We start from the raw sequence: 26,811 nt of genomic DNA, 5'->3' as shown, positions 1-26,811 counted from the left end.
GCTCCTTACTTGACGATGTAGGGCAGCAGGCCCAGGTGACGGGCGCGCTTGATGGCCTGGGCCAGCTCGCGCTGCTTCTTGGCGCTCACCGAGGTGATGCGCGACGGGACGATCTTGCCGCGCTCGGACACGAAGCCCTGGAGCAGACGGACATCCTTATAGTCGATCCGGGGAGCGTCCTTCGCGGAGAAGGGGCAGCTCTTGCGACGGCGGAAAAACGGACGTGCCATGATAGTTTCTCCTTAGCCTTCGTAGCCAGCGTCGTCGCGGTCGCGACGGCCACGGCGCTCGCGGTCACCCTTGCGCATCATCACCGACGGACCTTCTTCCAGCGCATCGACCTTGACGGTCATGTAGCGGATGACGTCTTCGTTGATCTGCGTCTGGCGCTCCAGCTCGGCGACCACGCCCGCGGGCGCGTCGATCTCGAGCATCACGTAATGCGCCTTGCGGTTCTTCGCGATGCGGTATGCGAGGCTGCGGAGACCCCAGGTCTCGGTCTTTACGACCTTGCCCTTATTGTCTTCGATGATCTTGGTGGCGGTTTCCGCCAGTGCGTCCACCTGCGCCTGTGCCAGATCCTGGCGCGCAAGGAACACGTGCTCGTAAAGAGCCATGCTTTCTTCTCACTGTTGGCCGATCGCTGACGCCGCACCATGCGAACGCCCCTCCGGCTGTCGTCTCACGTACTCAGCGTGCCAGAAGCAGCGCTTCTCGCCCGCGAAGCCGGGGCCCTTAGCGGGTCACGGGGTGAATGGCAAGCTTACCGGTCCTTGCCCGGTTCCGCCGCGCGCAGGTCGGTGATCACGCGGCCGTCGGCGGTGAACCAGCCTTCGGGATCGCCTTCATCCTCCACGATGATCGGAATCGGGTCGCCGATCGCGTCGCAATTGGGTTTGCGGGCGGATGCGACGCAGGTGAACTGCTCGCCGATATAGCGCACCATGATCCAGCCCGTGGCCCCGCCGGGCAGCGGGTATTCCGAGCGCAGGTCATAGGTCTTGCCGCGCTTGAATTTCTTGGGGAATTCGGGGGCGGGGAAGCGCTCGCCCGAAATGCCGCTGGGGAACCAGCTATAGGATTCCAGCTCGGCGACCGCGAAGAACGTCTGGCGCGGATCGCCGAACAGTCCGGCGCGCAGCGATTCGATGCGTCCGTCGCGGCGCCGTGCTTCCCACTTCTTGCGCTTTAGGTCGCGAATGTCGCGCATATGCATCGCAACGGTGTTGAAGCGGATGTTGAACGCATTGGGAATGCCGTCGGCGGTGGTGATGTCGCCGGTGAATTCACTGGCGCCGCAAACCCCGGTCCAGCGGCTGCCATCCGCCTGGAACAGTTCGCAGCTGCCGTCGCTCACCCGGCGTCCGGTGAGCGAGCCGATCTTGAGGCCCTCTGGTCCCCGAAAGCCGTCGACCGCGTAGAAGAATCCGATCACGCGCGGCCCGGTGAATTCGAGGACGACCTTCACCCCGCCGCCCACCGTCGCCTTGCGGCAGCGCTGGTCGCGATAAGGGCAGGGCACGTCGCGCGCGCCGCGCGGCTGTTCGGCCATCACCGAGGATGTGCCGGTATAATTGCCGAAATAGGCGACCTTCCCCTCGAAATCGGCGTCCAGGATTCCGTCACGGCCATCGGGCGCGGCCAGGGCAAGGGTAGGCGCAAGAAGCAGGGTGACCAGGGTTGCAAGCATCGCGCGGATCATCGGGGGCATCCTCCGTCGGCAAGCGTTAACCATATCACTAACGCAGCCGAAACGAAGAGCGATTCTTGCCTTCATGCGAAAACGGCGGAGCCGAAGCCCCGCCGTTTCCTGGCTTTCCTGCTCTTAGCGCAGGATGTTCGCGAAGATCGCCGCGATGATCCCGGTGGTCACGCCGACCAGCACCGCATCATTGCCGGACTGGACATAATGGTAACCGCGCGGCGGTGCCTTCAGGTTACGGTGCTGCCGGTAATCGATCTTGCGATAGTTCCGGGCGTAGCGGCTGTCGAAACGCTGGCCGCGCTTCCAGTCGCTGCGATACTGCACCTTGGGCTGCTGGTAGCGCTGCGGAGCGGGCTTGTACGTCGGCTTCTTGGTGACCTTCACCGGCTGGTGACGCTGCCCGCCATAGTTCTGCGGGGCGGCGAGGGCCGGGGTGGCGACGAGCGAAGCGGCGACTGCCGCGATCAGAAACTTCTTCATGACTGCATCTCCTCTTTGGGAACGCCGTCGTTGGCGTTGATCAATATCTAGAAGCCGCTTGTCGCAAGCTCTTGCCGGGCACGCGGCAAAATGGTCGCGAATTGTCGCGAAGCGGCGGGGTTCGTTCAGCTTCGCGCGCGCCTTGGGCTTGAAGGGGCGCTGCTTCGGTTCTAACGCGCGGCGCTCACCCAAGGAGAGGCCCAATGCGCGCATTCATCTTCCCCGGTCAGGGCAGCCAGGCAGTCGGCATGGGCAAGGCGCTTGCCGAAGCCAGCGCCGCCGCCCGCGAGGTATTCCAGGAAGTCGACGAGGCGCTCGGCCAGTCGCTGTTCAAGCTGATGAGCGAGGGTCCCGAGGACCAGCTCATGCTGACCGCCAACGCCCAGCCCGCGATCATGGCCAATGCCATCGCGGTGCTCCGCGTGCTCGAGAAGGAAGGCGGCATCCGCCTCGCTGACAAGGCCGATTTCGTCGCGGGGCACTCGCTGGGGGAATATAGCGCCTTGTGCGCAGCCGGCTCGATCGACCTGGCGACCACCGCCCGGCTGCTGCGTATCCGCGGCGATGCGATGCAGGCGGCGGTGCCGGTGGGCGAGGGGGCGATGGCGGCCCTGCTCGGTGCCGACCTCGTCAAGGCCCAGGCGATCGCCGACGCCGCTGCCGAGGGTGAAGTCTGCGCGGTCGCCAACGACAATGATCCCACCCAGGTGGTGATCTCCGGTGCCCGCGCCGCGATCGAGCGTGCGATCGGCATCGCCAAGGATCACGGTGCCAAGCGCGCTTTGCTCCTGCCGGTCTCCGCGCCGTTCCACTGCGCGATGATGCAGCCCGCCGCCGACGCGATGGAACAGGCTTTGGCCGACGTCGCGATCCAGTCGCCCCTGGTTCCCGTTTACGCCAACGTCACCGCCGCCCCGGTGAGCGATCCCGGCACGATCCGCACGCTGCTGATCGAGCAGGTCACCGGCATGGTCCGCTGGCGCGAATCGGTCGCCGCGATGTTCGAGGCGGGGGTCGCTGATTTCGTCGAGCTGGGCGGCAAGCCCCTCGCCGGCATGGTCAAGCGCATCGCCCCCGACGCCAGCGTCGCCAGCGTGGTGACGATGGACGATATCGAAGCTTTGGCTAAGGTGCTGTAAGAAGGTTGGTTCGCGCAGAGGCGCGGAGAGCGCAGAGAGGGCCGTTTGAAGGATATCGATCAGATCAGTGGCGACGTTCTCGATGTGGCACTCAGGCTTGCATCGGGAATTGGGGCCGGGTCTGCTCGAATCCGTTTACGAAGGCATTCTCGCGCGGCGGCTGGAAATGATGGGCTACACGGTTGCCCGGCAGCATCCGGTCAGCGTCGAATTCGATGGTTTGAGTTTCGACTGCGCATTTCGAGTCGATCTACTCGTGGACGAGCGGCTTGTCGTAGAGATCAAATCGGTCGACCGGCTCGCCCCGGTGCACGGGAAGCAGCTGCTAGCTTATCTTCGATTGCTCAAGCAGCCCGTTGGGCTGCTTCTGAATTTCGGCGGCGAGACGCTCAAGGAAGGGGTGAAACGCGTGGTCAATAACCATACTCCCTCCGCGCTCTCTGCGCCTCTGCGTGAACGCCTTTCTTCTTTCCACTCGGAGCTCTGATATGTTCGATCTCACTGGCATGACCGCCCTCGTTACCGGCGCCTCGGGTGGCATTGGTTCGGCGATCGCAAAGGCGCTGGCGGCGCAGGGCGCGCGCCTCGCGGTTTCGGGCAGCAATGCCGAAAAGCTCGAAGCATTCCGCGCCGAACTCGGCGGTGATCATGTCGCCGTGGTCGCCAACCTGTCCGATCCCGCTTCGGTCGACGCGCTTGTCCCCCAGGCCGTGGAAGCGCTGGGCGGCAAGCTCGATATCCTCGTCAACAATGCCGGCGTCACCCGCGACAATCTCGCGATGCGGATGAAGGACGAGGAGTGGGACACCGTCATCCGCGTGAACCTGGAGGCCGCGTTCCGCCTGATGCGCGCCGCAGCCAAGCCGATGATGAAGGCGCGTTTCGGCCGCATGATCTCGATCACCTCGGTCGTCGGTGCCACCGGCAATCCCGGCCAGGCCAATTACGCCGCGTCCAAGGCCGGGCTGGTCGGCATGTCCAAGGCGCTGGCGCAGGAACTCGCCAGCCGCAACATCACCGTCAATTGCGTCGCTCCCGGCTTCATCCGCTCGGCGATGACCGACGTGCTGCCCGAGGCGCAGAAGACCGCGCTGCTCACCAAGATCCCCGCGGGCGATCTCGGCACCGGTGACGATATCGGCGCCGCCGTGGTCTATCTCGCCAGCAAGGAAGCCGGTTATGTCACCGGACAGACCTTGCATGTGAACGGTGGGATGGCGATGCTCTGATTCCCGAAACCGGGGGGCAGGAGTGAAACCCATGCATATTATCAAACTGACGGCCCTTGCCGCCCTGTCGCTCGCCGTGCCTGCGAACGCGGCCGATCTCGCCACGATCGATTGCGTTACGCAGAAACTCCAGCCCGCGCTGAAGGAACTGATCGAAGCCGAAGTCACCCGCAGCTTTGCAGAGGGGGCGACGCGGGCGAACTTCGATCCTGCTGTGAATAGCGGCCTTCGGCTCGCGGCGACCAATTGCGCGATCGAGCATAAATGGTCCGAAGCCGCCGCCACCGCCGCGCGCGATTATGCGCTCGGGAAGCTCAGCCTGCCGATCGGCGAAAAGTTCGTCGCGCAAAAGGGTTTCGATGTCGCCGATCTCGAAACCCATTTCGGCGCGCTGGCGGAGGAGGTGCGAAACCGCCCGCTCACAAAGGAAGAGATGCAGGCGCTGGTGATCGCCTCGGTCACGGATGAGGAGAAGCAGACCCGCGAAAATGCGGCGCTGCTCAACAATTACTATCTGATCCTCAGCACCGTCCAATATGCCGCATGGAATTTCACCCAGGCCTGACCGTTACGGATGCAGGGCGTGACCCCCTTGCAACGGCACCGGCAGCAATCTACGTGCGTTCAACGAAATCAGAGCCCCAGCTTACAAAGGAAAACAGGGACCATGGCCAATCTGGAAGAGATCACCACCCGCGTGACCGCGCTCGTCGTCGATCACCTCGGTGTCGACGGCAAGGAAGTGACCGCAGAGTCGAGCTTCATCGATGATCTCGGCGCCGACAGCCTCGACATCGTCGAGCTGGTGATGGCCTTCGAGGAAGAATTCGGGGTCGAGATCCCGGACGATGCCGCTGAGAAGATCACCAAGGTTGGCGATGCGGTCGCCTATATCAGCGAGCACCAGGAAGGCTGATCGCCCGTCACGGCGACAGCTGCCCAAATCGGGCCGCTTATGCATTTCAGCGGCTCCCCGTCCCGCGCTCTTCACGAGTTGGGCGGGGAGCCGTTTTGTTATTTTGACCAGTTTATGGTTCTGAATTGCCACGGAGAATCGCGATGCGCCGCGTAGTTGTCACCGGCCTTGGCCTCGTCACCCCGCTGGGCGCGGACGTCGAGACTGCCTGGAAAAACATCATCGCCGCCAAATCGGGCGCGGGCACGATCACGCGTTTCGATGCGACCGAGTTTCAGAGCAACTATGCCTGTGAGGTAAAGCCGGCCGATCACGAATATGGCTTCGATCCGTCGAAGCGCGTCGATCACAAGATCCAGCGCCAGGTCGATCCGTTCATCATCTATGGCATCGATGCCGCCGGTCAGGCGATCGAGGATGCCGGTCTCACCGATATGAGCGACGAACTGCGCCTGCGCGCGGGCTGCTCGATCGGATCGGGCATTGGCGGGCTTCCGGGCATCGAAAGCGAATCGCTGGTTCTGCATGAAAAGGGGCCGAAGCGCGTCTCGCCGCATTTCGTGCATGGCCGCCTGATCAATCTCATCTCGGGCCAGGTCTCTATCAAATATGGCCTGATGGGCCCCAACCATGCCGTGGTCACTGCCTGCTCCACCGGCGCGCATTCGATCGGCGATGCCGCGCGGATGATCGCGATGGATGATGCCGATGTCATGCTGGCGGGCGGCGCGGAAAGCACCATCTGCCCGATCGGCATTGCCGGCTTCGGCCAAGCCCGCGCGCTTTCCACCGGCTTCCGCGACGAGCCGTGGCGCGCCAGCCGCCCCTGGGATAAGGATCGCGATGGCTTCGTCATGGGCGAAGGCGCGGGCGTCGTGGTGCTTGAGGAATATGAGCACGCCAAGGCGCGCGGCGCGAAAATCTATGCCGAAGTCGTCGGCTATGGCCTGTCGGGTGACGCCTATCACGTCACGGCGCCGCATCCCGAAGGATCGGGCGCGTTCCGTTCGATGCAGATGGCGATGAAGAAGTCGGGTCTCGACCTCTCCGACATCGACTATATCAACGCGCACGGCACCTCGACGCCGCTGGGCGATGAGCTGGAGCTGGGCGCGGTGCGCAGGCTGTTCGGCAGCAATATCGAATCGCTCTCGATGAGCTCGACCAAGTCGGCGATCGGCCATCTGCTCGGCGGCGCTGGCGCGGTGGAGAGCATCTTCTGCATCCTCGCGCTCCGCGATCAGGTGGTGCCGCCCACGCTCAACCTCGACAATCCGAGTGAGAATTGCGCGGGCGTCGATCTGGTGCCGTTCAAGGCCAAGGAGCGCAAGGTGCGCGCCGTGCTGAACAATTCGTTCGGCTTTGGCGGGACCAATGCCAGCCTGGTGATGAAGTCTGTCTGAGGAAGGCGTCACCGCCCGGCCCAGGCCGCGAAGCCGCCGCCGTCTGGGCGGGTGCGCGCTGCTGATCGCATTCCTGATGCTGCTGGGTGCGGGCTTCTACGGCCTGCAACTCTGGGGCGGGCCGGGCCCGGCAAAGCAGAATATCAGCGTGACGGTGCCGGAAGGCGCCAGCCTGTCCCGCGCGGCGGGCGAGCTGGAAAAGGCCGGCGCGATCCGCTCGGCGCAGCAATTCGTGTTCTTCGCGAAGATCTTCGGCGGTGGCGAGGCGATCAAGGCAGGGGAATATCGCGTCCCCGCGCGTCTCAGCGCCGCCGATGTGCTCAAGCTGCTTCAGGGCGGCCGCACGCTCCAGCGCATGGTGACGATTCCCGAAGGCACGCCTTCGATCATCGTTTACGAAACGCTGATGAAGGCGGATCAGTTGACCGGCGAGATCGAAGTCCCCGTCGAAGGCACCGTTTTGCCCGACAGCTACGCCTATAATCGCGGTGACACGCGCCAGAGCGTGCTCGACCGGATGCAGAAGGCGATGGTAAATTATCTCGCCAAGGCGTGGGAAAGGCGAAAGCCCGGCATCGCCGTCAATACTCCGCTTGAGGCGCTTACGCTGGCGTCGATCGTCGAAAAGGAAACCGGCAAGCCCGAAGAGCGCCGCACCGTCGCCGCCGTCTATTCGAACCGTCTCCGCCAGAACATGATGCTTCAGGCCGATCCGACGATCATCTACCCGATCACCAAGGGCAAGCCGCTCGGCCGCCGCATCCTCCAGTCCGAACTGCGCGCGAAGAACGACTACAACACCTATACGATGACCGGCCTGCCCGCAGGCCCCATCGCCAATCCGGGCCGCGCCAGCATCGATGCCGTGCTGGACCCGGAAACCACCTCCGCGCTCTATTTCGTCGCCGACGGCACCGGCGGGCACGTGTTCGCCGACACGCTCGAACAGCACAACGCCAACGTGCAGAAATGGTACGCCCTCCGCCGCTCGCGCGGCGAGATGTAACGGGCAGGGCCAAACCCGTCGTCCCACCCAACCGTCATCCCGCCCCAAACTCGTCATCCCAGCGAAAGCTGGGATCTCGTGCCGCATTCCCCCACCGCGCACCACAACCCGACACCCCGGCCGCCCCCAGGGATAGAGCCGCCCAAGATCCCCGCTTGCGCGGGGATGACGTCCCCAACCCGTCATCCCAGCGAAAGCTGGGATCTCAACCCGCATCCCCCAACGCAGCCCCAACCGCACGCCCCTCAGGCGAACCCTTCGCCCTCGCGCAGCCCCAGCTGCCCATGATGGTGGATCGCGATCCCGTTCAGGAAGCTGTTGGCGATCATCCGCGCGCGTTCGTGAACATGCGCCGCCGCATCCCCGCCCCCAATCTCCGCCAGCGTGGCGGCAAACAGGTCCAGCCAGCGCGCGAACAACGGCTTGTCGAGGCCGGGAATGGCGAGATGCTTGGGCATCGGGCGGCCCAGATACTCGCCGCTGCTGAACAGGATCGAGCGCCAGAAACGCTTCATCTGGTCCAGATGCGGCCCCCAGTCGCTGATCCGCTCGGCAAAGATCGGCCCCAGCACCGCATCCGCGCGGATCTTGTCGTAAAAGCGGTCGACGAGTTCGGAGACGTAGTGATCGTCGATCCCCATCGCCGCGGCTGCGCGCCGCTTTTCCTCTCGCATGGCGATCGCATGAGGCGAAGGGGTACCGGTCTTCTCCATCGTCCTACCCTCTAGAGCCGGATCCATCGGGATTGAATAGCCGTGTCAGCATCCCACTCTCGCCTGTCCGGTCGATCGTGGGAATGAGACATTTTGCCCCAGCCAGGAACGGCTCCGGGCGTGCCCGCGGAAATGCTTGTAATGTAGGATTTCAGATGCTTGGCTCACCGGGCTGGACGTGCACCGCCGTCCGGCCGCTCTTTGACATTTTCTGGAAAAAAATATCAATTTAACAGCGTTATAGGCAATATGCTCCACATCACTTTAAGTGTGAGAAAGCCGTTCTTGGTGTCACCTTACTGTAACCTTTCGCGCCCGGCTCAGCGCGCCAGCCCTGCCGCGTCGCGCGCCAGCGCCTCCACTTCGGCCATGCTTGCGCCCTTCGGCGTTACCCAGCTTCCGCCGACGCACAGCACCGGATCGAAAGCCAGCCATTCGGGCGCGGTCGCGGGGGTGATGCCCCCGGTCGGGCAGAAGCGGGCCTCGTAGAAGGGGGCGGCGAGCGCCTTGAGCGCCTTGAGCCCGCCCGATGTTTCCGCCGGGAAGAACTTGAAGTGGCGCAGCCCCAGATCGAGCCCGCGCATGATGTCGCCGGCAGTCGCGGTGCCGGGCAGGAACGGCACGCCGCTGCCCACGATCGCCTCGCCCAGTCGCTCGGTCAGCCCCGGCGAGACGATGAACTCCGCATCGGCCTGCATCACCTGCTCGAACTGGTCGGTGTTGACCACCGTGCCCGCGCCGACGATCGCGCCGGGCACCTTCTTCATCTCCCGGATCGCCTCGATCGCGGCAGCGGTACGGAGCGTTACTTCCAGCACGCGCAGCCCGCCCTTCACCAGCGCCTCGGCCAGCGGCCGCGCAGTCGCGGCGTCTTCGATCACAAGCACCGGGATCACCGGGGCCACGGCCATGATGTCTTCGATCTTCAACGGGCATGCTCCTGCGCGAATGCGGCGGCAGCGCCATACAGGCCCGGTTGGGGGTGCGTGATGAGCTTCACCGGGATGCCCGCCATCAGACCCTGGAACCGGCCCTTGGCGATGAACCGCTGGCCGAAGCCCGATTGCAGCAGATGGTCCTTCAAGCGCAAGCCCAGACCGCCTGCGATCACCACGCCGCTGGGGCCATGGCTCAGCGCAAGGTCGCCCGCGACCGCGCCGAGGCTGAGGCAGAAGCGGTCGAGCGCAACCATGGCCAGCTCGTCCTTGCCCTCCAGCGCGAGCGTCCAGAGCTGCTTGTCGTCCAGCCGATGGACCGGCTTGCCTTCGATCTCGGCCAGTGTTTCGTAGATCGGGACGATGCCGGGGCCGGCGACGACGCGTTCGGTCGAGACGCGGGTGTACGTCTTGCGCAGCCGCTTCACGAGCGCATCCTCGATCGCGTCGAGCGGGGCGAAATCGGTATGGCCGCCTTCGGTGGCGATGATGTCGTAACCCGCGCGGTGGCGGAACACCTGGGCGACGCCCAGCCCGGTCCCAGGGCCGCACACGGTGATCGAGCCCTTGTCGGGCAGCGGTTGGTCAGGGCCGCAAAGGTGCAGGAACGAATCGGGGCTCAGTTGGGCCACGGCATGACCGATCGCCGCGAAATCGTTGACCAGCGTCCAGGTCTGGGCGCCCAGCCGTTCGGGGATCAGCGCCGGCCGGATGATCCAGGGGTTGTTGGTGAGCTTGATCAGGTCGCCGTTGATCGGGGAGGCGACCGCGATCGCCGCGGCGGCGGGCAAAGGCTGGCCGAGCGAATCGCCAAAAGCCTGCCAGGCGAGCTGGAGGCTGGGATGCTCGGCGACCTTCTGGGTCACGGGTTCGGTCATCGAGACGACGCGACCGTCCGCCACCTCCGCTATGGCGAAGCGCGCATGGGTGCCCCCGATATCGACCGCGACAACATGCATGCCCGTCCTGTCCCCTCCGTGCGTTGTCTGTCAACGTTGGCAGCCTTTCTCCCCGCGACTGGCGCGCGTGTAAAGAGGCGGCGTCATTCGAATTGTTATTGAGCGATCACAAACCGGCTTGTGAAAGCATCGCCGAAGCGCCGCGCTCGGCTTCGTCGCAATGGGTGCGGAGCATCGCAAACAGCTCGCGCCCGGTGCCGATGGCAGGGGGCGGAGCCTCGCATTGTTCACGCGTTTCCCATTCGGCGGGGTCTACGAACGCCTGGAGTTCGCCCCGCTCGGCGCAGAGCCGGACGATATCGCCGTCGCGAAGCTTGCCGATCGGCCCGCCCCCCAGCGCTTCGGGCGAGAGGTGGATCGCAGCAGGCACCTTGCCCGATGCCCCCGACATGCGGCCATCGGTGACCAGAGCGACGCGGAAGCCGCGATTCTGGAGCACGCCAAGCGGCGGGGTGAGCTTGTGCAGTTCGGGCATGCCGTTTGCCCTCGGACCCTGGAAGCGGACGACGACGACAACGTCGCGGTCCAGTTCGCCGGCCTTGAACGCGTCCTGCACCTCCTGTTGTGTCGAAAAGACGCGGGCGGGGGCCTCGATCGTCCAGCGGTCACGCTCGACGGCGCTAACCTTGATGCAGGCGCGACCGAGATTGCCCTTGAGGATGCGGAAGCCGCCTTCGGGTGAGAAGGGCGCGGCTGCGGTGCGGACGATGCTGTCGTCCACGCTTTCCGCCGGGCAATCTTGCCAGACCAGCTTGTCGTTCTTGATCTGTGGCTTGCGGCCATAAGCGACCATGCCCTCTGAAGCGAAGGTCAGCACATCATCGTGCATCAGCCCTTCCTTGAGGAGTTCGCGGATCACGAAGGGCGGCCCGCCCGCGTCCTCGAATGCGTTCACGTCCGCCGAGCCATTGGGGTAGACGCGAGTGAGCAGCGGAATGGTGCGAGAGAGGCGGTCGAAATCCTCCCAGTCGATCGCGATCCCCGCCGATCGCGCGATGGCTGGCAAATGGATCAGATGGTTGGTCGAGCCACCCGTCGCCAGCAACGCGATCGCGGCATTCACGATTGCGCGCTCATCGACGATATGGCCGATCGGCCGGTAATCCTCGCCGTTCCAGCCAATCTCGGTGAGCCGGTGGACTGCGGCGCGGGTCAGTTCCTGCCGCAATTTGGTGGCAGGATTTGCGAAGGCCGCGCCGGGGACGTGCAGGCCCATGGCCTCCATCATCATCTGATTGGAGTTCGCCGTGCCGTAAAAGGTGCAGGTACCCTTCGAGTGATAGGCGGCGATTTCCGAGGCGAGCAGTTCCTCGCGGCTGGCCTTGCCCTCTGCATAGGCCTCCCGGACCGCAGCCTTCTCCTTATTTGGGATGCCGGTGCGCATCGGCCCGCCTGGGATCATCACCATCGGGAGGTGGCCAAAGGGGAGCGCCCCCATCAGCAGCCCCGGCACGATCTTGTCGCAGATGCCGAGCAAAGCCGCGCCCTCGAAGGTGCGGTGGCTGAGCGCAATGCCGGTGGAGAGGGCGATGGTATCGCGGCTGAACAGCGACAATTCCATGCCGGCATAGCCCTGAGTCACGCCGTCGCACATCGCAGGTACGCCACCGGCGACCTGTGCGGTGGCGCCAGCCTCGATCGCCCAGATCTTCATCTGCTCCGGGTAGCGATAATAGACCGCATGGGCAGAGAGCATGTCGTTATAGCTGGTGACGATGCCGATATTCATCCGGTTCGCCGGCGTCATCAGGTCACGCTGTTCGTCCGTACCGGCATAGGCGTGTGCCAGATTGGCGCATCCGAGCTTCGGACGGTCCGCCCCCGATTCGCGTTCGCGCTGGATCAGCTCGAGATATGCCTGGCGCTTGGTTCGCGAACGCTCGATGATCCGATCGGTGACGGCCGCGATTTCGGGGTGGAGTTTCATCGCATGAAAACCTCAAGGCACCCCGCTTGCAGCGGAGAGCCGGGGGAGGGGGCGGGATTACTCCGCCCAGTGAATGTCGACCGGCAACTCCACATCCGCGAGGATGCGTCCGACCGGATAGTTGGACGAGGCCCCCTGCTCGATGGCCGCCTCCAGCACTTCGCGCTTCTTCGCACCCGTTATCGCGATGATCAGCGAGCGGGCCGAGACGATTGCCGCGCGGCTGAGCGTCACCCGGGCGACCGGCGCCTCGGCGGGAAGCGGATCGGGCATCACGCCCAAAGCGCGGCGTTCCTTCGGGCCGTTCAACGCCTCGTCATAATCCGGGCCGGGGAAGATCGATGCGGCGTGCCCATCCTCGCCCATGCCGAGCAGGCACAGGTCGAGCGGCCAATGATGATCCTGAAGGATCGCATCGGCGGCGCGACCAGCTGCCTTATAGTCGCTCACGGTCGAGCTGATCAGCGGGATCACGCGGGCGCCCCTGGGGATGAAGATCTTGCCGATCGCGGTGACGTTTGACAGCGGATCGCCCAGTGGCACCAGCCGATCATCGGCAGGCACGATCGTGACGCGCTTCCAGTCGATCTTGGCCTGCGCAAGCTTTTCATAGACTGGCAGCGGAGTCTTGCCGCCAGCCAGCGCGATGACAGCAGCGCCGCGAGCGTCGATCGCGCTCTCGATGATGAAGCCGATGTCGCCTGCAACGGCATCCGCCCATTCGCCGGCGTCATCATATTCCCACCATTCGACTTCGGTCGTCATCACTGCTCCTTGGAATTTTTTGCTGTCTGCATGGCAGATAGGGTGTGCGGTCTATTCGTTCCACGTCACGCCGTCGCGCTCGGTAAGCGCAACGCTCGCGTTAGGGCCCCACGTCCCCGAAGCATAGGCCTTTGGCTTGACGCCCGCCGCATCCCAGCCCCGGCGGATGGCATCGATCCATTCCCACTGCGCCTCGACTTCGTCACGGCGGACGAACAGGGTCGGATCGCCTTCGATCAGATCGAGCAGCAGGCGCTCATACGCGATGCGGCGGCGGGTGTGAGCGAATTCATGGTCCAGGCTCAGGTTCAGCGGTACTTCCGCCAGCCGCACCCCGTCACGGTCGAGCCCCGGCTGCTTGGCCATCACTAGCAGGCGAACATATTCCTCGGGCTGGAGGCGGATAACCAGCGTGTTTGACTGAAGCTTTCCGCCGCGCTCGGCGAAGATCGAGTGCGGGACCGGCTTGAACCGGATAACGATCTCGCTGCGGCGTTCCGCCAGTCGCTTGCCGGTGCGCAGGTAGAAGGGCACGCCTTTCCAGCGCCAATTATCGACATATGCCTTTATCGCGACGAACGTTTCGGTGTCCGATGGCTTGCCGAGTTCGGCTTCATATCCCTTGACGATTTCGCCCTTCGACGCGCCATCGCCATATTGGCCGGTGACCGTCAGCGACTGGACGTCGCCGATCGGGCGCAGCGAACGCAGCACCTTGACCTTTTCGTCGCGGATTGCGGTCCCGTCGAAGCGGGCAGGGGGCTCCATGGCGATCAGCGCGAGCAACTGGAGCATGTGATTCTGCACCATGTCGCGCAGTGCGCCGACATCATCATAATATTCGGCCCGCCCTTCGAGTCCGACAGTTTCCGAAATCGTGATCTGCACAGATTCGATACCCTGCGCATTCCAGATCGGCTCGAACAGCGAATTGGCGAAGCGCAGCGCCAGGATGTTCTGCACCGTCTCCTTGCCGAGATAGTGATCGATACGGAAAGTGCGTTCTTCGGGAAATGCCTCGGCCACGATGTCGTTGACCTCGCGGCTGGACTGTAGATCGAAGCCTAGCGGCTTCTCCAGTCCGATGCGAACATTCGTCCCGGTCAGCCCCCCTGATTCCAGGCCTTTGATGGTGGGCCCGAATAGCCAGGGAGCTGTCGACAGGAAAATTGCCAGTCCGCCGGAAATGTCGCCGATCTTGTCCTTGAGTGCGGCGAAGCCTTCGGTCTTCGACGCATCGAGCGGCTGATAGAAAAGACGCTCCAGAAAACTTGAGACAGCGTTGTCGGTCTTGCGATCCGCAGTCAGGAATTCTTCAAGCGCTGCTCGGGCGAATTCGCGGAACTCGGCATCGTCCTTGTCAGAGCGCGCGGTGCCGGTGATCGTCAGCCCTTCGGGCAGCAATCCGTCTGCATGCAGTCCGTAAAGAGAGGGGAGCAGCATCCGCTGGGAAAGATCGCCGGTCGCACCGAACAGCAGCAATTTGCCCGCGGGCTGTCGCATGAAACGCCTCTCATGGTTGTGCGAGCGGGAGACACGAAGCCGCGCGAAAGATCAAGGCGCTATGACTCTATCTTTCGGAGAGCGGATCGTATCAGACGACCAATCCGGCGACCGGATCGAACCCCGCCATGATGTTAAGGTTCTGCACCGCGGCCCCCGCAGCCCCCTTGCCCAGATTGTCGAGCGTCGCGATCAGCCTGGCCTGGCCGGTGTCAGCATTGCCGAACACCCGCAGCGAAAGCCGGTCCGTACCGGCCTCTTCCTCGATCATAAGCGCAGTGGTTTCCGCGTCGAGCACGCGGACGATCGGCGAATCCCTGTACGCTTCGCGTAGCACGTTCTCGATCGTCTCGAGCGAAGGGCGGCGCGTGAAGGCATAGAGAGGCAGCGGTACCTCGACGACCATGCCGCGGTAAACGCTGGCAACGGCGGGCTGGAAGATAGGCGGGTGCACGATGCGCGCATGCTTCTGCATCTCGGGCACATGCTTGTGTGCGAGGTTCAGGCCGTACGCGCGAAATGCGGTAGGGGGCTTCTCGGTCTCGAACTCGGCGATCATCGATTTCCCGCCGCCCGAATAACCCGAAGTAGCATTGACGCTCAGCGGGAAATCCACCGGGATCAGCCCGGCGCGGACCAGTGGACGCACCAGCGCGAGGAATCCGGTGGGATAGCAGCCTGGGTTCGATACGCGCGGCGCATCAGCAATCGCGGCGAACTGCCCGGGCTCGAGCTCCGAGAAGCCATAGGTCCAGCCATCCGCCACGCGGTGCGCGCTCGATGCGTCGATCACGCGCGTCGTGGTGTTCTCGATCATCTCGACCGCCTCACGTGCCGCATCGTCGGGCAGGCAGAGGATGACAAAGTCCGCCGCGTTTAGGGCTTCCTTGCGCTTGGCCGCGCTCTTGCGGCTTTTCTCGTCGAGCAGGATCAATTCGATCTCGCTACGGGTCGAAAGCCGCTCGCGAATTTCCAGGCCGGTGGTGCCGACCGCGCCGTCGATAAAAACCTTGGTCATTTTGCTGGCGCCGCCAATGCGCTCGCTGCGATGTAACCGACTAGGCCTACGCGGGGGGCAACGCCCCATGCGTTCAGGCCGGACAATTCCAGAACCTCAAAAGCCTCACCGGCGCTCAACTCGGTCAGAATCTCCGAATCCGCATCGGGCTTTGCGCGCAGCCCTACGGTCGAGGCGATTTCGCGCGCCATGGGCGCAGCATAATGCGGCGCGAAAACGCGGTCGGCCAGACGCACGTCGGCCAGATCGGGACGCACCGCGTCGACTCGCGGGTCGATGGCAGCGGAAACGCCGGTAAGCGCGAAGCGCTTACGCGTTGGCCCGGCGATTGGCGGGCTCGGCGACGTGCTCGCCTGAGAGGAAATGCCCGAATTCTGCAAGAAAATCTGCCCCTTCAGCGGTCTTCGCGACGAATATGTTTCTCTTGTCGGTATCGTCGCGTTGGCGGCGCAGATAGCCCAGCGAACCCAATCTGTTCAAGGCGCGCGTGACAACGGGTTTCGACACGTTCAGCGCGCGCGCCAGACCGCGTACGGTATGCGGGCCGGGATCGAGATAGACGAGCATCAACAGAGCCATCTGCCGATTGGTAAGGTCGGGCTCGCCCGATCGCACATAATCGATCAACGTATTCTTCCACGAATACAGCGAGCTATCTGACATAGCGTTCACGGCTCTAACTCTGTTGTTACGGCCCCGGTACTCTCGAGGTCACAGGCTAAACGCCCGCGAGGCGCTCCGGTTTCAGTGCGGTCGCGAAATGTTATGCGGCTATTATCCAGCGAACCCCGCATTCGGTGCCCCCGGATAGACCAGAAAGGTTGATCGCGCCGGGCGGCTCCCCTATGTGCCGCCTTTCTTCCAACAGGTCCGGCTCCAAATGTTCACCTTCCTGCTCGTTGTCCACGCCATCATCGCGGCCCTATTGGTCACCGTGATTCTCATGCAGAAGTCGGAAGGCGGCGGGCTCACTTCGGGTGGTAGCCCCTCGGGCCTCATGTCCGCGCGCGGTGCGGCGGATTTCCTGACCCGGTCCACCGCGATTCTCGCCACCCTGTTCATCGCGATGAGCATCGGCCTCGCGGTCTATGCCGCGAATCGCCACTCCACCGCGATTGACACCTCGTTGCAGCGCGCGCCCTCGGCACCTGTAACTTCGCCGACGGCGGCTCCGGCCCCGGCTGTGCCGCTTGGCGGCAACAATGCGGCTCCGGGTGCTCCTCCGGCCCCGGTCGCTGCGGGCAATTCCGCGGTTCCGCTCGCGCAATAATAATTCGCATTGCCTTCCCGGCGGGAGCGCCGAGGAGGATTCACATTTTTCTGCGCCGGTCCGGAGTCGGACGCTTGTCGGCGCGTGTACAAACACGTTAGGCGTTTTCTCCCATGGCGCGGTATATCTTCATCACCGGCGGCGTGGTCTCCTCGCTCGGCAAAGGTCTCATGGGCGCGAGCCTCGCGGCTCTGCTCCAGGCGCGGGGCTACAAGTGCCGTATCCGCAAATTTGATCCCTATCTGAACGTCGATCCGGGCACGATGTCGCCGCACCAGCATGGCGAAGTGTATGTTACGGACGATGGGGCAGAGACCGACCTCGATCTGGGCCACTATGAGCGATTCACAGGCGTCGCGTCGCGCCAGAGCGACAACGTGACGTCCGGTCGGATCTACAAGACGATCATCGAACGCGAGCGCCGCGGCGACTATCTGGGCGCCACTGTTCAGGTGATCCCGCACGTCACGGATGCGATCAAGGCGTTCGCGCAGGACGATACGGACGGACTCGATTTCGTGCTGTGCGAGATCGGCGGCACCGTGGGCGACATCGAATCGCTGCCATTCATCGAAGCGATCCGGCAGCTTCGAAACGATCTGGGCCGCGGCCAGACAGTCAGCGTCCACCTGACGTTGGTTCCCTATATCGCCGCTGCCGGGGAGCTTAAGACTAAGCCCACGCAGCACAGCGTGCGCGAACTGGCGTCGCTTGGCGTTCACGCGGATGTCATCGTTTGCCGCAGCGAAAAGCCGCTGCCGGCCAGTGATCGCGCCAAGATCGCGCTGTTCTGCAATGTGCCGGCATCCTCGGTCATTCCTGCATTGGACGCGGACACGATTTATGGCGTTCCGCTGCAATATCATCGCGAGGGCCTCGACACCGAAGTGCTCCGGGCATTCGGCATCGAGCCCGAGGGCGAGCCGGATCTCAGCCGCTGGGAGCAGATCGTCCAACGCGTGCAGAATCCCGAAGGCGAAGTCACGATCGGCGTGGTCGGCAAATATATGGGCGTTCCGGATGCCTATAAGTCGCTCACCGAGGCGCTGACCCATGGTGGCATCGCCAATCGCGTGAAGGTCAATATTCGCTGGCTCGACGCTGAATTGTTCGAGCACGATAATCAGGAAGAGATCACCGCCGCGCTAGAGCCGATGCACGGGATCCTGGTTCCCGGCGGGTTCGGCGAGCGCGGCAGCGAGGGCAAGATTGCCGGCGTCAGGTTCGCACGTGAGCGGAAGGTGCCGTTCTTCGGAATCTGTCTCGGTATGCAGATGGCGTGCATCGAGGGTGTTCGGGCTGAAGGCGTCGAAAGCGCGTCGACCACCGAATTCGGCCCGACTGACGAACCCGTGGTTGGCATGATCACCGAGTGGATGACCGCCGAAGGGCTGCAGAAGCGCGAGGCCGGCGGAGATCTGGGCGGCACGATGCGGCTGGGCGCCTATCAGGCCAAGCTTGGCGGCAACAGCGTCGTCGCTTCGATCTATGGTTCGGAAGATATCAGCGAGCGGCATCGTCACCGCTACGAGGTCAATACGCGGTACAAGGATGTGCTGGAGCAGGGCGGGCTGGTCTTCTCGGGAATGTCGCCCGATGGGTCACTGCCCGAAATCGTCGAGCGGCCGGATCATCCCTGGTTTGTAGGCGTGCAGTTCCACCCAGAGCTCAAATCCAAGCCTTTCGACCCGCATCCCTTGTTCGCAAGCTTTATCGAGGCGGCAGTGAAGCACAGCCGTCTGGTCTAAGGTAGCCGGCGACAACCGCCTGAGGCCGGAGGCACGGCGGATACGCATGCGTCGCGATCATATTCATCGGCGAGCGCCTTGAGCGCGTTGGCGGTTTGACGATCGGCAATTCCGACCGCGAGCAGCCGACATTGCGCCGCCTTCTCCCTAAGCCGGTCCGCTTCATCTTGGAGCGGATCGTCCGCCTTCTCAAATGTCTTATGCATCTACGCCGACCACTCGCTCAAAGTGTCATTAACGCGGGTGTGAATCAGAGGTTCCGGTGTCTCGCCGGATTGTAAAAAATAAGCAAAGGGCGCCCGGACCGCAATCCGAACGCCCCCCGCCGCGGCACCCAAAGGGAGGAAGGCACCGCTAGCCTTGCATGGCCCTATGCTGCTTCGGCCTTGTGCGTGATCGCCGCTGGCTTTCCCGCGCCGTTCACTTCGATCTTCTTGGGCTTCATCGCCTCGGGGATTTCGCGGACAAGCTCGATCACGAGCAGGCCATCAGACAGGTCGGCGCGCTCTACCCGCACGAAATCGGCGAGTTCGAAGCGGCGCTCGAAGCCACGATTGGCGATTCCCAGGTGCAGATAGTCTCCTTGGTGATTCTCATTCTCGCTTGCCTTGCGGCCGGCGACGAGCAGCAGGTTCTGCTGCGCGGTGATGTCGATCTCGTCGGACTTGAAGCCGGCAACCGCCAGCGTGATCCGGTAGCGGTCCTCAGCGACGCGCTCGAGATTGAACGGAGGATAGTTTTCGCTAACGGACTGACGCGCACTGGCTTCGAGCAGGTCGAAGAGGCGGTCAAAGCCGATCGTCGAACGACGGAAGGGAGTGAAATCAAACTGACGCATTTTCAAAGCCTCCTAAGGAGCGAGTTGAACCTACAAGCACCCGCACAAAGGCGCGGTGCATTTCATCCGTCATCCATCTGGCCTGGCGGATTTTTACAATCTGGGTAGCGAAATTTTAGTTTCAAGAGCGCCGGGGCAACCCGGAATACGGCGATTCACCGAGCCAACGCTGGCTTCGGCTTACCAAAGATTCACTTTGTGGCTAAATCATACTAAATGAGTGGAGATTGGGCGGGCAGACACAAAAGCATCAAGGGGAACTTATGAGCCTAGCCACACTAACCCTTTCGCTCCTGGCGAGTTCGCTTCTCTCTTCTACGCATGCGGATGGCCTGACGGACCCGGTCGTGGCGGCTCCCGCTACCGCCGCTGTCGCTAACGATCCCGCCGTTGATGATGATCAGGATAAGGCGCCCGAGATCGTCGTGACGGGCCGTCGTCGTCAGGAAACCGCGCAGGAAGTACCGCTCTCGATCACCGTGCTATCGGCCGGGCAGGTTGATGCCACCGGCAATTTCAATGTCGGCAAGCTTCAGCAACTCACGCCCACCCTGCAATATTATTCATCCAACCCGCGCAACTCGGCGATCAACGTCCGCGGCCTCGGCGCACCGTTTGGCCTCACCAGCGACGGCTTCGAGCAGGGCGTCGGAATCTATGTCGATGACGTCTATTACGCGCGCGCCGCTTCCTCGACCTTCGACTTTCTTGATCTCGCTCAGATCGAAGTTCTGCGCGGACCGCAGGGAACGCTCTACGGCAAGAACACCACGGCGGGCGCGATCAACATCACGACCAACCAGCCGACGTTCCACTTCGAGGGAAAAGCGGAAGTCACGATTGGCAATCTGAACTTCAAGCAGTTCAAGGCTGCGGTGTCGGGCCCGCTCAGCAGCAATGTCGCCGCGCGCCTGGCCGTTTCGTCGACCAACCGCCGCGGAACGATCTTCAATGTAACCAGCGGTAACTGGATCAACGAGCAGGACAATATCGGCCTGCGCGGTCAATTGCTGTTCCGCCCGAGCGACACTCTGTCGATCACGCTCTCCGGCGATTACAGCGATCAGAACCCGGAATGCTGCGGTACCGTATTCGTTCGCACTGGCGCGACCCAGCGGGTTCTCTCCCGCCAGTATGCCGCTCTCGCTGCCGCGCAGAACTATCAGGTGGTCAGCACCAATCCGTTCGATCGCGTGACGGACATCGACGCCAATCTCAACGCCGGCAACATCATCGGCGGCGCTGCGCTGCGGGTGAAATGGGATGTCGGGCCGGGCACGCTGACCTCGGTCACCGCGTGGCGCTTCTGGGACTGGAAGCCCGAGAACGACCGTGACTACACCGGCCTGCCGATCGTCTCGAAGTCGCAAAATCCCTCGCAGCACGATCAGTACACCCAGGAATTCCGATACAATTTCAAGGGCAAGGATGTCGGCTTCGTCATCGGCGCGTTCGGCTTCTACCAGCGCATCGATACCCAGGGGACGGAGCAGCAGGGCGCCGCATCGAGTCGCTGGAACCTGACCAACGCCGGTCAGATCAGCGCCAATATCCTCGACGGCCTCGTCGCGCTCAACACCCAGTATCTGAAGAACACCAGTGCCGCGCTGTTTGGTCAGGTCGATTGGGAAATCGCGCCAGGTCTCACCATCCAGCCCGGCGTGCGGCTGAACTATGACAAGAAGGAAGGATTCTATCAGCGGCGCGTGTTCGACGGGCAGGGCAATCCCGTGCTCTTCGGGCAGACCGATCCGGTGAAGGTTGCTCAGCGCGGCGTCTTCGCGCCGCAGCTCAGTTCGCCCGAATTCAGCGCGTGGAACTTCAGCTATGATCTCACGCTCAGCTATAAGCTGGCGCAGGATGTGCTGGCCTATGGCACCTACGCAAAGTCGTTCAAGTCGGGTGGCATCAACCAGAACGGCCTGCCGACCGACGCGGCTGGCAACCCGATCACCGCTGCCGGCACGATCAAGCCAGAGTCGGTCAACCACTTCGAGATTGGTATCAAGGCGCAGTTCCTTGATCGCCGCGCGACGCTGAACCTCTCGGCCTTCCGCACGACCATCGACGACTATCAGGCGACCGTCACCAACGGGCAGCTTGGCGTGCTTCGCGGGTATCTCGCCAATGCGGAGAAGGTGCGCGTCCAGGGTGTCGAAGCGGACTTCTCGATCCGGCCGAGCGAGCGCTTCACCGCCTATGGCAATGCAGCTTACACCGATGCGAAATATGTGGAGTTCGTCGATGCGCCGTGCCCGCCCGAACTGGCGGGGGGCACCGCAGTGGGCGGGGGGCAGACCCCAAGCGCTCCGGGGACCCCGGGCGGACTCAGCCCCGCCAATTGCGACATTTCGGGGCAGGTGCTGCCGGGCGTGTCCAAGTGGGCCTTCTCCTACGGTGCCGAGGGCAATGTGCCGGTCAACCTGTTTGGCAAGGAGGGGCAAGTGTATCTGGGCGTCGATGCCAATTCCCGCTCGAGCTTTTCCTCCAACCCTTCGGCATCGGCCTATACTTGGGTGGAGGGTTATACGCTCGCCAATGTCCGACTCGGTTTCCGCAGCAGCGAGGGCTTCAACATCTATGGCTGGGTGCGGAATGCGCTGGACAAGGAGTATTTCGAGCAGCTGACAGTCGGCCCGAGCAATACCGGGCTCATCGTCGGCCAGCCGGGCGATCCGCGTACCTATGGGCTTACGATCAGCGCATCGTTCTGATCGTTTCGAGCTGGTGCCGTGCCATGGCCGGGCGGCGCTGGAGGGAGGAGGAAGCTGCGCGCATCCTCCTCCCTATTCCCATCGCCCCGGGGCCTTCGTCGCAAGGGTGGTGGCGCCGGGAGGCAGAATGCGAAACGGCCGGACTGTTTCCAGCCCGGCCGCCTGCGTGACGATTGCGCGTCAGCCCCCTTTGTCAGGCCTCGCCCACACGCTCGTTCTTGCCAACGAGCGGGACTAAGCCCTCCCCGAACCACGGCCATTACTGCCTGCGTTTCGACAAGGGTTTGCTACGAGCGAGAGCCGGGTTTGTCACCGGCTTTGGAGCGGCGGGCGACAGTTTGACGTCACCCTGTGTCGATTCCGCAACATACCTATGCACGATGGGAATTGGCTGCGGCGCATTGCCAGCTCCCGCGAACCTGCCCTAGAGCCGTGTTCTGATGACCATATCCGCTCCGGAAAACCGATGCTGATTTCGCGCTATGAGCGGATGATTGCCCGCCGCTACCTGCTGCCCGGGCGCAGCGAGGCGTTTATTGCCGTGGTCGCCGGCTTCAGCCTTGTCGCGGTTATGCTCGGTGTTGCTGCGCTCATCGTCGTAATGAGCGTTATGAACGGCTTCCGCGCCGAGCTGTTCGACAAGATCACGGGGTTGAATGGCCATGCCGTGGTGCAGGGCTATGGCGGCCAGTTGCGCGACTGGCAGCAGGTGGTAGCCGATGCGAAGGCCACGCCGGGAGTCACGGATGCCACGCCGTTGATCGAGCAACCCTTGTTCGCCAGCTTCAACGGTCGCGTCGAGTTCGCGCAGGTTCGTGGGATGCGGGTGGAAGACATCCGTAACAACCCGGCGCTTAAGGGCAAGGAAGTGCTAGGCTCACTCGCCAGCCTGAAGGATGGCGCGGAGCAGGTCGCGATCGGTAGCCGCCTCGCCGAATCGCTTGGGGCCACGATCGGTAGCAAGATCTCGATCATCAATCCGCAAGGCGTCGCCACGCCCTTCGGCACCAATATGCGCGTGGTGCAATATACGGTGGCCGCGATCTTCGAGGTGGGCATCTACGATTTCGACAAGATATTCGTGATTATGCCGATTCCCGACGCGCAGACTCTGCTTCTGCTGGGGGACGGAGTCTCGATGGTGGAGATCGATACCAACAACCCCGACAAGGTCAGTAGGATACTTGCTCCGCTGGTGGACAAGGTGGGAAGCCGCGGGCAGATAACTGATTGGCGCATGATGAACCGCGAGCTGTTCGAGGCTCTTGCGGTCGATCGGATCGTGTCGTTCGTGGTGCTTTCGATCATTCTCGTCGTGGCTTCGTTCAATATCGTATCGTCGCTGATCATGCTGGTCCGCGCCAAGATGCGCGACATCGCGGTGCTGCGAACGATGGGCGCGACCCGCGGCGGGCTGATGCGGATCTTCGTGACCGTCGGCACCGCGATCGGCGCGGTGGGCGTGGCGGCAGGCGCGGCGCTCGGCTTCCTGTTCATCACATTCCGCGCGCAGGTCGTCCAGCTTATCGGCCTGGTCACCGGCCAGCAGATCTGGGACCCGTCGATGCGCTTCCTGACCGAACTCCCCGCAAAGACCGACCCGTTCGAGACGATCGGCATCTGCGTGATGGCCTTGCTCTTCTGCTTCCTCGCGACGCTATACCCCGCGTGGAAGGCCGCGAGCACCGATCCGGTGCAGGTGCTCCGCTATGAGTGAGCCGATCCTCCAGACCCGCGCGCTCAAGCGCAGCTTCACCCAGGGCGAGACGACCCTCCACGTCCTGCGCGGCGTGGAACTCGATGTGCATGCGGGCGAAATCGTCGCGCTGCTAGGCCCCTCCGGCTCGGGAAAATCGACGTTGCTGCAAGCGGTCGGTCTGCTCGAAGGCGGCTTCGAAGGCTCGATCCGCATCGGCGGCAAGGAAGCGGCCCAGCTCGACAATGCCGGCCGCACCGAGGTTCGGCGCGACAGCCTGGGCTTCATCTATCAGTTCCACCATCTGCTTCCCGATTTCAACGCGATCGAGAATGTGGTGCTGCCGCAGATGATCCACGGCGCCACCCACGCGGATGCAGACAAGCGCGCCGAGCATCTGCTTACTACGCTGGGGCTGGGCGGACGCCTGACGCATCGGCCGAACCAACTCTCCGGCGGTGAGCAGCAGCGCGTCGCGGTCGCCCGTGCGCTCGCCAACCGCCCGGCACTCGTCCTCGCTGACGAACCCACCGGCAATCTGGACGAAGCAACCGCGGACAAGGTTTTCGCCGAATTCCTGAATCTGGTGCGGGGCGAGGGATCGGCAGCGTTGATCGCCACGCACAACGAACGCCTCGCTGAACGGATGGACCGCGTGGTGCGGCTGCATGACGGGATCCTTGAATGACTAGGATCACCGAAATTCCCGTGAACACCGCCACGGGTGAGGCGGACCTTTCGCCCTATGCGGGGCAGGTGCTGCTGATCGTCAACACCGCCTCCAAATGCGGGTTCACGCCGCAATATGAGGGACTGGAGGCGCTGTACCGGAAGTATAAGGATCGCGGATTCGCGGTGCTGGCATTCCCGTGCAACCAGTTCCGCGCGCAGGAACCCGGCGACGCTGCCGAGATCGCGAACTTCTGCACGCTCACCTATGACGTGACCTTCCCGGTATTTCCCAAGATCGACGTAAATGGGCCGCAGGCGGCGCCGTTGTTCCAGCATCTCAAGACGGAAGCGCCGGGGGTGCTGGGATCAAAGGGGATCAAGTGGAACTTCACCAAGTTCCTGGTGGACCGCTCGGGCAAGACCATCCGGCGTTACGCGCCGACCACCAAGCCCGAGGCGATCGAGGCGGATATCGCGAAGCTGCTTTAAAGAAGCACAATCGTCATCCCGGGCTTGTCTTGAGATCCACCCCTCGGCATGCGACTGCCAAGAGGCTCAAGCGGCTACCGTGTTGCCCGGTGGGCCGCGGAACAAGTCCGAGGTAACGGGGAAGACCTTAGCAACAGCCTACGCGTCACACGCGCACCCCGGCGGTTTGCGGCAGGTCAGGTGCCGGGCGATACAACTATCGCCGCATGCCTTGCCCTTGGTGCAGATACGGCAGCAGCCCGATCCCGAGCGCCCCGCGCTGCATGGATTGACCGCGGGGCCGGTGGCGAGAAGTGCCGCAAGGAGCAGATAGCGCATCCGGTCAGGCTGGCGTTGACCTCAGATGGTGCCAGCGGAACTTGCTCCGGAACGGAAGGCAGATCCGGTGGGTGCGGTAAATCCGCCGTCATTGCCTCCATCTTGGATATAACGCGCAAGTGGTGGGGCGGGAGGAGGGCACCCCACCACCGCGCGTGAGAACGGCGTGCGCGCCAAGACGCACGCCGCCCCCTTAACGATTGCCCGCGTAAGGCAGGCAGATCACGTACTGGCCATTAGGCTCCATCGCCTGGGTATCGGCCTTCTCTTCACCTTCGATCAGCGTGCGCAGTCCTGCGAGCATGCCGATCATGCTGGTCGCGCCCTTGAAAGGCTTGCCGCGCGGATCGCGGCGCGGTTTCGGCCGGGCGTTGCGCGGATCCCGGCGGCGGGCCGGCGGCACCATGCGCTGCATCCTCGCCGCGACGGAGGCCGCGTCATCCGCTCGCCCGAATTCGCGCCAGACGATACGAAAGCCCTTGGGCACTTCGGTCCAGTCTTCGCCCTCGGCCCGGATCAAATCGCAGCCGCAACGGTGGCAAATCGCGAAATCCAGGCCCTGGTTCTGGTGGTGGGTGGTGCCGGCGCTGTGCCCGGCGATGGCGCAAAGCATAGTCATCTCAATGCACTCCCTGCGCGCCCAGAGCCTCAAGACGAAAGGCTGCCAGATCGCGGAATTGTTCGTCGTCGCATTGCATTGCGATCGCGGGGTTCCAGATTTCAAAGCTGTCGCCGGCGCCGACGAACAGCGCGTGGCGCTCGATCCTGCCCAAATGGCGCATCGCGCCGGACAGAGTGAGCCGCGTAGCATTTCGCGGTAGCCGGTCGGTTAGCGCAAAGCTGCGCCGCATCCGGTGATAATGCGCGCCGGCGCTTTCGCCGCGCGCTTCGCCGTCCAGGCGCCGACGCTCGTTGCGCTCGGCGAGCCGGGCAAGGTGATCGCGCCCGTAGCCGATCAGGCAAGCCTCGGACTCGTGCTTGGCGACGAGGATTTCGGCGGCTTTGTCTGCGATAGCTTCGTTAACAAAGGCAGGGATGGCTACGCTGCCATCCGCCGCAACTTCGCAAATCTCGCTCCCTAGATAATAGATACTCATACGCGCCTCGACTCAAACTTCCCTCAGCTGATCCATCGGAACGCATCGCTGCGGGATGGATGCCTTATTCGTGCCATATTACAGCCCGAATCTGGCCCTCCGATGAACCGTTCCGTTTTATCGACGAAACGAATTAACCATTTTTTGGTTTTTGCGATTTATTGTGCGAGTCGCTATTCCGGACGCTTCCGTTCCGAAACAGGCCGTTAAGGGGCACCCCTTAGGCAACGCGGCGTAACGGCACGGTTTTCTCCAAATCCTGTGGATGAAG

29 protein-coding genes are annotated in these 26,811 nt (G+C 63.3%); 13 read left to right on the top strand and 16 right to left on the bottom strand.

All coding sequences use genetic code 11. From position 1 onward, the window contains the following. Positions 1 to 5: 5 nt before the first annotated feature. The 4 genes from rpsR to SSO01S_RS04550 all read right to left on the bottom strand — a co-directional run bounded on the left by rpsR (position 6) and on the right by SSO01S_RS04550 (position 2,185). Positions 6 to 230 carry a 30S ribosomal protein S18 gene (gene rpsR / locus SSO01S_RS04565; RefSeq protein ID WP_010543816.1) on the bottom strand — a complete coding sequence of 75 codons (225 nt, stop codon included), beginning with the start codon at positions 228 to 230 and terminating at the stop codon, positions 6 to 8. Between the two features lie 12 nt (positions 231 to 242). Continuing rightward, entirely contained in the window at positions 243 to 617 is a 375-nt protein-coding gene (gene rpsF / locus SSO01S_RS04560; protein WP_066795827.1) for a 30S ribosomal protein S6, read from the bottom strand. A 146-nt stretch (positions 618 to 763) separates the two neighbouring features. After that, positions 764 to 1,702 (bottom strand): hypothetical protein, encoded by a 939-nt coding sequence (locus SSO01S_RS04555; RefSeq protein WP_066795824.1) that lies wholly within the window; start codon positions 1,700 to 1,702, stop codon positions 764 to 766. A gap of 123 nt (positions 1,703 to 1,825) precedes the next feature. Further along, positions 1,826 to 2,185, bottom strand: a complete 360-nt coding sequence (locus SSO01S_RS04550; protein WP_066795821.1) for an RcnB family protein — start codon at positions 2,183 to 2,185, stop codon at positions 1,826 to 1,828. 203 nt (positions 2,186 to 2,388) lie between these two features. Between SSO01S_RS04550 and fabD the strand changes: the two genes are divergently transcribed. The 7 genes from fabD to mltG all read left to right on the top strand — a co-directional run bounded on the left by fabD (position 2,389) and on the right by mltG (position 7,878). Beyond that, the gene (fabD, locus tag SSO01S_RS04545; RefSeq protein WP_066795818.1) at positions 2,389 to 3,324 is read left to right on the top strand and encodes an ACP S-malonyltransferase; all 936 of its coding nucleotides are present in this window, start codon (positions 2,389 to 2,391) and stop codon (positions 3,322 to 3,324) included. A 67-nt stretch (positions 3,325 to 3,391) separates the two neighbouring features. After that, positions 3,392 to 3,811, top strand: coding sequence for a GxxExxY protein (locus SSO01S_RS04540; protein ID WP_369404238.1), 420 nt, complete (start codon positions 3,392 to 3,394; stop codon positions 3,809 to 3,811). A gap of 1 nt (position 3,812) precedes the next feature. Beyond that, positions 3,813 to 4,553, top strand: coding sequence for a 3-oxoacyl-[acyl-carrier-protein] reductase (gene fabG / locus SSO01S_RS04535; RefSeq protein WP_066795815.1), 741 nt, complete (start codon positions 3,813 to 3,815; stop codon positions 4,551 to 4,553). A 31-nt stretch (positions 4,554 to 4,584) separates the two neighbouring features. After that, positions 4,585 to 5,118: a hypothetical protein gene (locus SSO01S_RS04530; protein ID WP_066795812.1), complete on the top strand. Its 534-nt coding sequence runs from the start codon at positions 4,585 to 4,587 to the stop codon at positions 5,116 to 5,118. A gap of 111 nt (positions 5,119 to 5,229) precedes the next feature. Further along, positions 5,230 to 5,469 carry an acyl carrier protein gene (locus tag SSO01S_RS04525; RefSeq protein ID WP_174520755.1) on the top strand — a complete coding sequence of 80 codons (240 nt, stop codon included), beginning with the start codon at positions 5,230 to 5,232 and terminating at the stop codon, positions 5,467 to 5,469. Between the two features lie 143 nt (positions 5,470 to 5,612). Continuing rightward, positions 5,613 to 6,872 carry a beta-ketoacyl-ACP synthase II gene (fabF, locus tag SSO01S_RS04520; RefSeq protein ID WP_066795806.1) on the top strand — a complete coding sequence of 420 codons (1,260 nt, stop codon included), beginning with the start codon at positions 5,613 to 5,615 and terminating at the stop codon, positions 6,870 to 6,872. Between the two features lie 76 nt (positions 6,873 to 6,948). After that, the gene (gene mltG / locus SSO01S_RS04515; RefSeq protein ID WP_083942842.1) at positions 6,949 to 7,878 is read left to right on the top strand and encodes an endolytic transglycosylase MltG; all 930 of its coding nucleotides are present in this window, start codon (positions 6,949 to 6,951) and stop codon (positions 7,876 to 7,878) included. A gap of 245 nt (positions 7,879 to 8,123) precedes the next feature. On the opposite strand, the gene SSO01S_RS04510 is transcribed toward mltG, so the two are convergent. The 9 genes from SSO01S_RS04510 to SSO01S_RS04470 all read right to left on the bottom strand — a co-directional run bounded on the left by SSO01S_RS04510 (position 8,124) and on the right by SSO01S_RS04470 (position 16,361). Continuing rightward, positions 8,124 to 8,591 (bottom strand): group III truncated hemoglobin, encoded by a 468-nt coding sequence (locus tag SSO01S_RS04510; protein WP_083942841.1) that lies wholly within the window; start codon positions 8,589 to 8,591, stop codon positions 8,124 to 8,126. A 320-nt stretch (positions 8,592 to 8,911) separates the two neighbouring features. Further along, entirely contained in the window at positions 8,912 to 9,502 is a 591-nt protein-coding gene (gene eda / locus SSO01S_RS04505; protein WP_066796309.1) for a bifunctional 4-hydroxy-2-oxoglutarate aldolase/2-dehydro-3-deoxy-phosphogluconate aldolase, read from the bottom strand. Between the two features lie 14 nt (positions 9,503 to 9,516). Then, positions 9,517 to 10,485 carry a glucokinase gene (glk, locus tag SSO01S_RS04500; protein WP_066795800.1) on the bottom strand — a complete coding sequence of 323 codons (969 nt, stop codon included), beginning with the start codon at positions 10,483 to 10,485 and terminating at the stop codon, positions 9,517 to 9,519. Between the two features lie 106 nt (positions 10,486 to 10,591). After that, positions 10,592 to 12,412 carry a phosphogluconate dehydratase gene (gene edd, locus SSO01S_RS04495; RefSeq protein ID WP_066795797.1) on the bottom strand — a complete coding sequence of 607 codons (1,821 nt, stop codon included), beginning with the start codon at positions 12,410 to 12,412 and terminating at the stop codon, positions 10,592 to 10,594. Between the two features lie 57 nt (positions 12,413 to 12,469). After that, positions 12,470 to 13,177: a 6-phosphogluconolactonase gene (pgl, locus tag SSO01S_RS04490; protein WP_066795794.1), complete on the bottom strand. Its 708-nt coding sequence runs from the start codon at positions 13,175 to 13,177 to the stop codon at positions 12,470 to 12,472. 51 nt (positions 13,178 to 13,228) lie between these two features. Continuing rightward, positions 13,229 to 14,680 carry a glucose-6-phosphate dehydrogenase gene (zwf, locus tag SSO01S_RS04485; protein ID WP_066795790.1) on the bottom strand — a complete coding sequence of 484 codons (1,452 nt, stop codon included), beginning with the start codon at positions 14,678 to 14,680 and terminating at the stop codon, positions 13,229 to 13,231. Between the two features lie 91 nt (positions 14,681 to 14,771). Continuing rightward, a complete protein-coding gene (argC, locus tag SSO01S_RS04480; RefSeq protein WP_066795786.1) occupies positions 14,772 to 15,698 on the bottom strand; it encodes an N-acetyl-gamma-glutamyl-phosphate reductase in 927 nt (308 codons plus the stop codon). Beyond that, entirely contained in the window at positions 15,695 to 15,889 is a 195-nt protein-coding gene (locus tag SSO01S_RS04475; protein ID WP_245646578.1) for an SH3 domain-containing protein, read from the bottom strand. Before SSO01S_RS04475 ends, argC begins: the two co-directional genes overlap by 4 nt. Positions 15,890 to 16,007: 118 nt before the next feature. After that, positions 16,008 to 16,361, bottom strand: coding sequence for a MarR family transcriptional regulator (locus SSO01S_RS04470; RefSeq protein ID WP_066795779.1), 354 nt, complete (start codon positions 16,359 to 16,361; stop codon positions 16,008 to 16,010). Between the two features lie 217 nt (positions 16,362 to 16,578). Here SSO01S_RS04470 and secG point away from each other — a divergent pair, with 217 nt between their 5' ends. Further along, positions 16,579 to 16,968, top strand: a complete 390-nt coding sequence (gene secG, locus SSO01S_RS04465; protein WP_066795777.1) for a preprotein translocase subunit SecG — start codon at positions 16,579 to 16,581, stop codon at positions 16,966 to 16,968. Positions 16,969 to 17,081: 113 nt separating this feature from the next. Further along, positions 17,082 to 18,716: a CTP synthase gene (pyrG, locus tag SSO01S_RS04460; protein WP_066795775.1), complete on the top strand. Its 1,635-nt coding sequence runs from the start codon at positions 17,082 to 17,084 to the stop codon at positions 18,714 to 18,716. Positions 18,717 to 19,086: 370 nt separating this feature from the next. Here pyrG and SSO01S_RS04455 read toward each other — a convergent pair whose 3' ends face one another. Next, entirely contained in the window at positions 19,087 to 19,554 is a 468-nt protein-coding gene (locus SSO01S_RS04455) for an Hsp20 family protein (protein WP_066795773.1), read from the bottom strand. Between the two features lie 263 nt (positions 19,555 to 19,817). Between SSO01S_RS04455 and SSO01S_RS04450 the strand changes: the two genes are divergently transcribed. From SSO01S_RS04450 to SSO01S_RS04435, 4 genes are all read left to right on the top strand, one after another. Further along, a complete protein-coding gene (locus SSO01S_RS04450; RefSeq protein ID WP_083942840.1) occupies positions 19,818 to 22,268 on the top strand; it encodes a TonB-dependent receptor in 2,451 nt (816 codons plus the stop codon). A 466-nt stretch (positions 22,269 to 22,734) separates the two neighbouring features. Beyond that, positions 22,735 to 23,985, top strand: coding sequence for a lipoprotein-releasing ABC transporter permease subunit (locus SSO01S_RS04445; RefSeq protein WP_066795771.1), 1,251 nt, complete (start codon positions 22,735 to 22,737; stop codon positions 23,983 to 23,985). Continuing rightward, positions 23,978 to 24,652, top strand: coding sequence for an ABC transporter ATP-binding protein (locus SSO01S_RS04440; protein ID WP_066795768.1), 675 nt, complete (start codon positions 23,978 to 23,980; stop codon positions 24,650 to 24,652). The genes SSO01S_RS04445 and SSO01S_RS04440 overlap by 8 nt, the downstream gene beginning before the upstream one ends. Further along, positions 24,649 to 25,125: a glutathione peroxidase gene (locus tag SSO01S_RS04435; protein WP_066795765.1), complete on the top strand. Its 477-nt coding sequence runs from the start codon at positions 24,649 to 24,651 to the stop codon at positions 25,123 to 25,125. The genes SSO01S_RS04440 and SSO01S_RS04435 overlap by 4 nt, the downstream gene beginning before the upstream one ends. Positions 25,126 to 25,636: 511 nt before the next feature. On the opposite strand, the gene SSO01S_RS04430 is transcribed toward SSO01S_RS04435, so the two are convergent. Next, on the bottom strand, positions 25,637 to 26,062 hold the full coding sequence (locus tag SSO01S_RS04430; protein WP_066795762.1) for a hypothetical protein: 426 nt from the start codon (positions 26,060 to 26,062) through the stop codon (positions 25,637 to 25,639). A 1-nt stretch (position 26,063) separates the two neighbouring features. Then, positions 26,064 to 26,540 (bottom strand): division/cell wall cluster transcriptional repressor MraZ, encoded by a 477-nt coding sequence (locus tag SSO01S_RS17515; protein ID WP_157073635.1) that lies wholly within the window; start codon positions 26,538 to 26,540, stop codon positions 26,064 to 26,066. Positions 26,541 to 26,811 lie beyond the last annotated feature (271 nt).

The organism is Sphingomonas soli NBRC 100801, from assembly GCF_001591025.1.
GTDB lineage: Bacteria > Pseudomonadota > Alphaproteobacteria > Sphingomonadales > Sphingomonadaceae > Sphingomonas > Sphingomonas soli.
This window is presented reverse-complemented; position numbering and strand designations above follow the sequence as displayed.

Coding starts and splice junctions, on each gene's coding strand:
- SSO01S_RS04455 (WP_066795773.1), bottom strand. CDS start 19,554: ATGCGTCAGTTTGATTTCACTCCCTTCCGTCGTTCGACGATCGGCTTT.
- glk (WP_066795800.1), bottom strand. CDS start 10,485: ATGCATGTTGTCGCGGTCGATATCGGGGGCACCCATGCGCGCTTCGCC.
- SSO01S_RS04470 (WP_066795779.1), bottom strand. CDS start 16,361: ATGTCAGATAGCTCGCTGTATTCGTGGAAGAATACGTTGATCGATTAT.
- SSO01S_RS04435 (WP_066795765.1), top strand. CDS start 24,649: ATGACTAGGATCACCGAAATTCCCGTGAACACCGCCACGGGTGAGGCG.
- SSO01S_RS04440 (WP_066795768.1), top strand. CDS start 23,978: ATGAGTGAGCCGATCCTCCAGACCCGCGCGCTCAAGCGCAGCTTCACC.
- SSO01S_RS04430 (WP_066795762.1), bottom strand. CDS start 26,062: ATGACTATGCTTTGCGCCATCGCCGGGCACAGCGCCGGCACCACCCAC.
- fabG (WP_066795815.1), top strand. CDS start 3,813: ATGTTCGATCTCACTGGCATGACCGCCCTCGTTACCGGCGCCTCGGGT.
- eda (WP_066796309.1), bottom strand. CDS start 9,502: ATGGCCGTGGCCCCGGTGATCCCGGTGCTTGTGATCGAAGACGCCGCG.
- SSO01S_RS04450 (WP_083942840.1), top strand. CDS start 19,818: ATGAGCCTAGCCACACTAACCCTTTCGCTCCTGGCGAGTTCGCTTCTC.
- zwf (WP_066795790.1), bottom strand. CDS start 14,680: ATGCGACAGCCCGCGGGCAAATTGCTGCTGTTCGGTGCGACCGGCGAT.
- mltG (WP_083942842.1), top strand. CDS start 6,949: ATGCTGCTGGGTGCGGGCTTCTACGGCCTGCAACTCTGGGGCGGGCCG.
- SSO01S_RS04510 (WP_083942841.1), bottom strand. CDS start 8,591: ATGGAGAAGACCGGTACCCCTTCGCCTCATGCGATCGCCATGCGAGAG.
- rpsF (WP_066795827.1), bottom strand. CDS start 617: ATGGCTCTTTACGAGCACGTGTTCCTTGCGCGCCAGGATCTGGCACAG.
- pgl (WP_066795794.1), bottom strand. CDS start 13,177: ATGACGACCGAAGTCGAATGGTGGGAATATGATGACGCCGGCGAATGG.
- SSO01S_RS04445 (WP_066795771.1), top strand. CDS start 22,735: ATGCTGATTTCGCGCTATGAGCGGATGATTGCCCGCCGCTACCTGCTG.
- fabD (WP_066795818.1), top strand. CDS start 2,389: ATGCGCGCATTCATCTTCCCCGGTCAGGGCAGCCAGGCAGTCGGCATG.
- SSO01S_RS17515 (WP_157073635.1), bottom strand. CDS start 26,540: ATGAGTATCTATTATCTAGGGAGCGAGATTTGCGAAGTTGCGGCGGAT.
- SSO01S_RS04550 (WP_066795821.1), bottom strand. CDS start 2,185: ATGAAGAAGTTTCTGATCGCGGCAGTCGCCGCTTCGCTCGTCGCCACC.
- argC (WP_066795786.1), bottom strand. CDS start 15,698: ATGACCAAGGTTTTTATCGACGGCGCGGTCGGCACCACCGGCCTGGAA.
- rpsR (WP_010543816.1), bottom strand. CDS start 230: ATGGCACGTCCGTTTTTCCGCCGTCGCAAGAGCTGCCCCTTCTCCGCG.
- edd (WP_066795797.1), bottom strand. CDS start 12,412: ATGAAACTCCACCCCGAAATCGCGGCCGTCACCGATCGGATCATCGAG.
- SSO01S_RS04555 (WP_066795824.1), bottom strand. CDS start 1,702: ATGATCCGCGCGATGCTTGCAACCCTGGTCACCCTGCTTCTTGCGCCT.
- SSO01S_RS04475 (WP_245646578.1), bottom strand. CDS start 15,889: ATGGCGCGCGAAATCGCCTCGACCGTAGGGCTGCGCGCAAAGCCCGAT.
- pyrG (WP_066795775.1), top strand. CDS start 17,082: ATGGCGCGGTATATCTTCATCACCGGCGGCGTGGTCTCCTCGCTCGGC.
- SSO01S_RS04530 (WP_066795812.1), top strand. CDS start 4,585: ATGCATATTATCAAACTGACGGCCCTTGCCGCCCTGTCGCTCGCCGTG.
- secG (WP_066795777.1), top strand. CDS start 16,579: ATGTTCACCTTCCTGCTCGTTGTCCACGCCATCATCGCGGCCCTATTG.
- fabF (WP_066795806.1), top strand. CDS start 5,613: ATGCGCCGCGTAGTTGTCACCGGCCTTGGCCTCGTCACCCCGCTGGGC.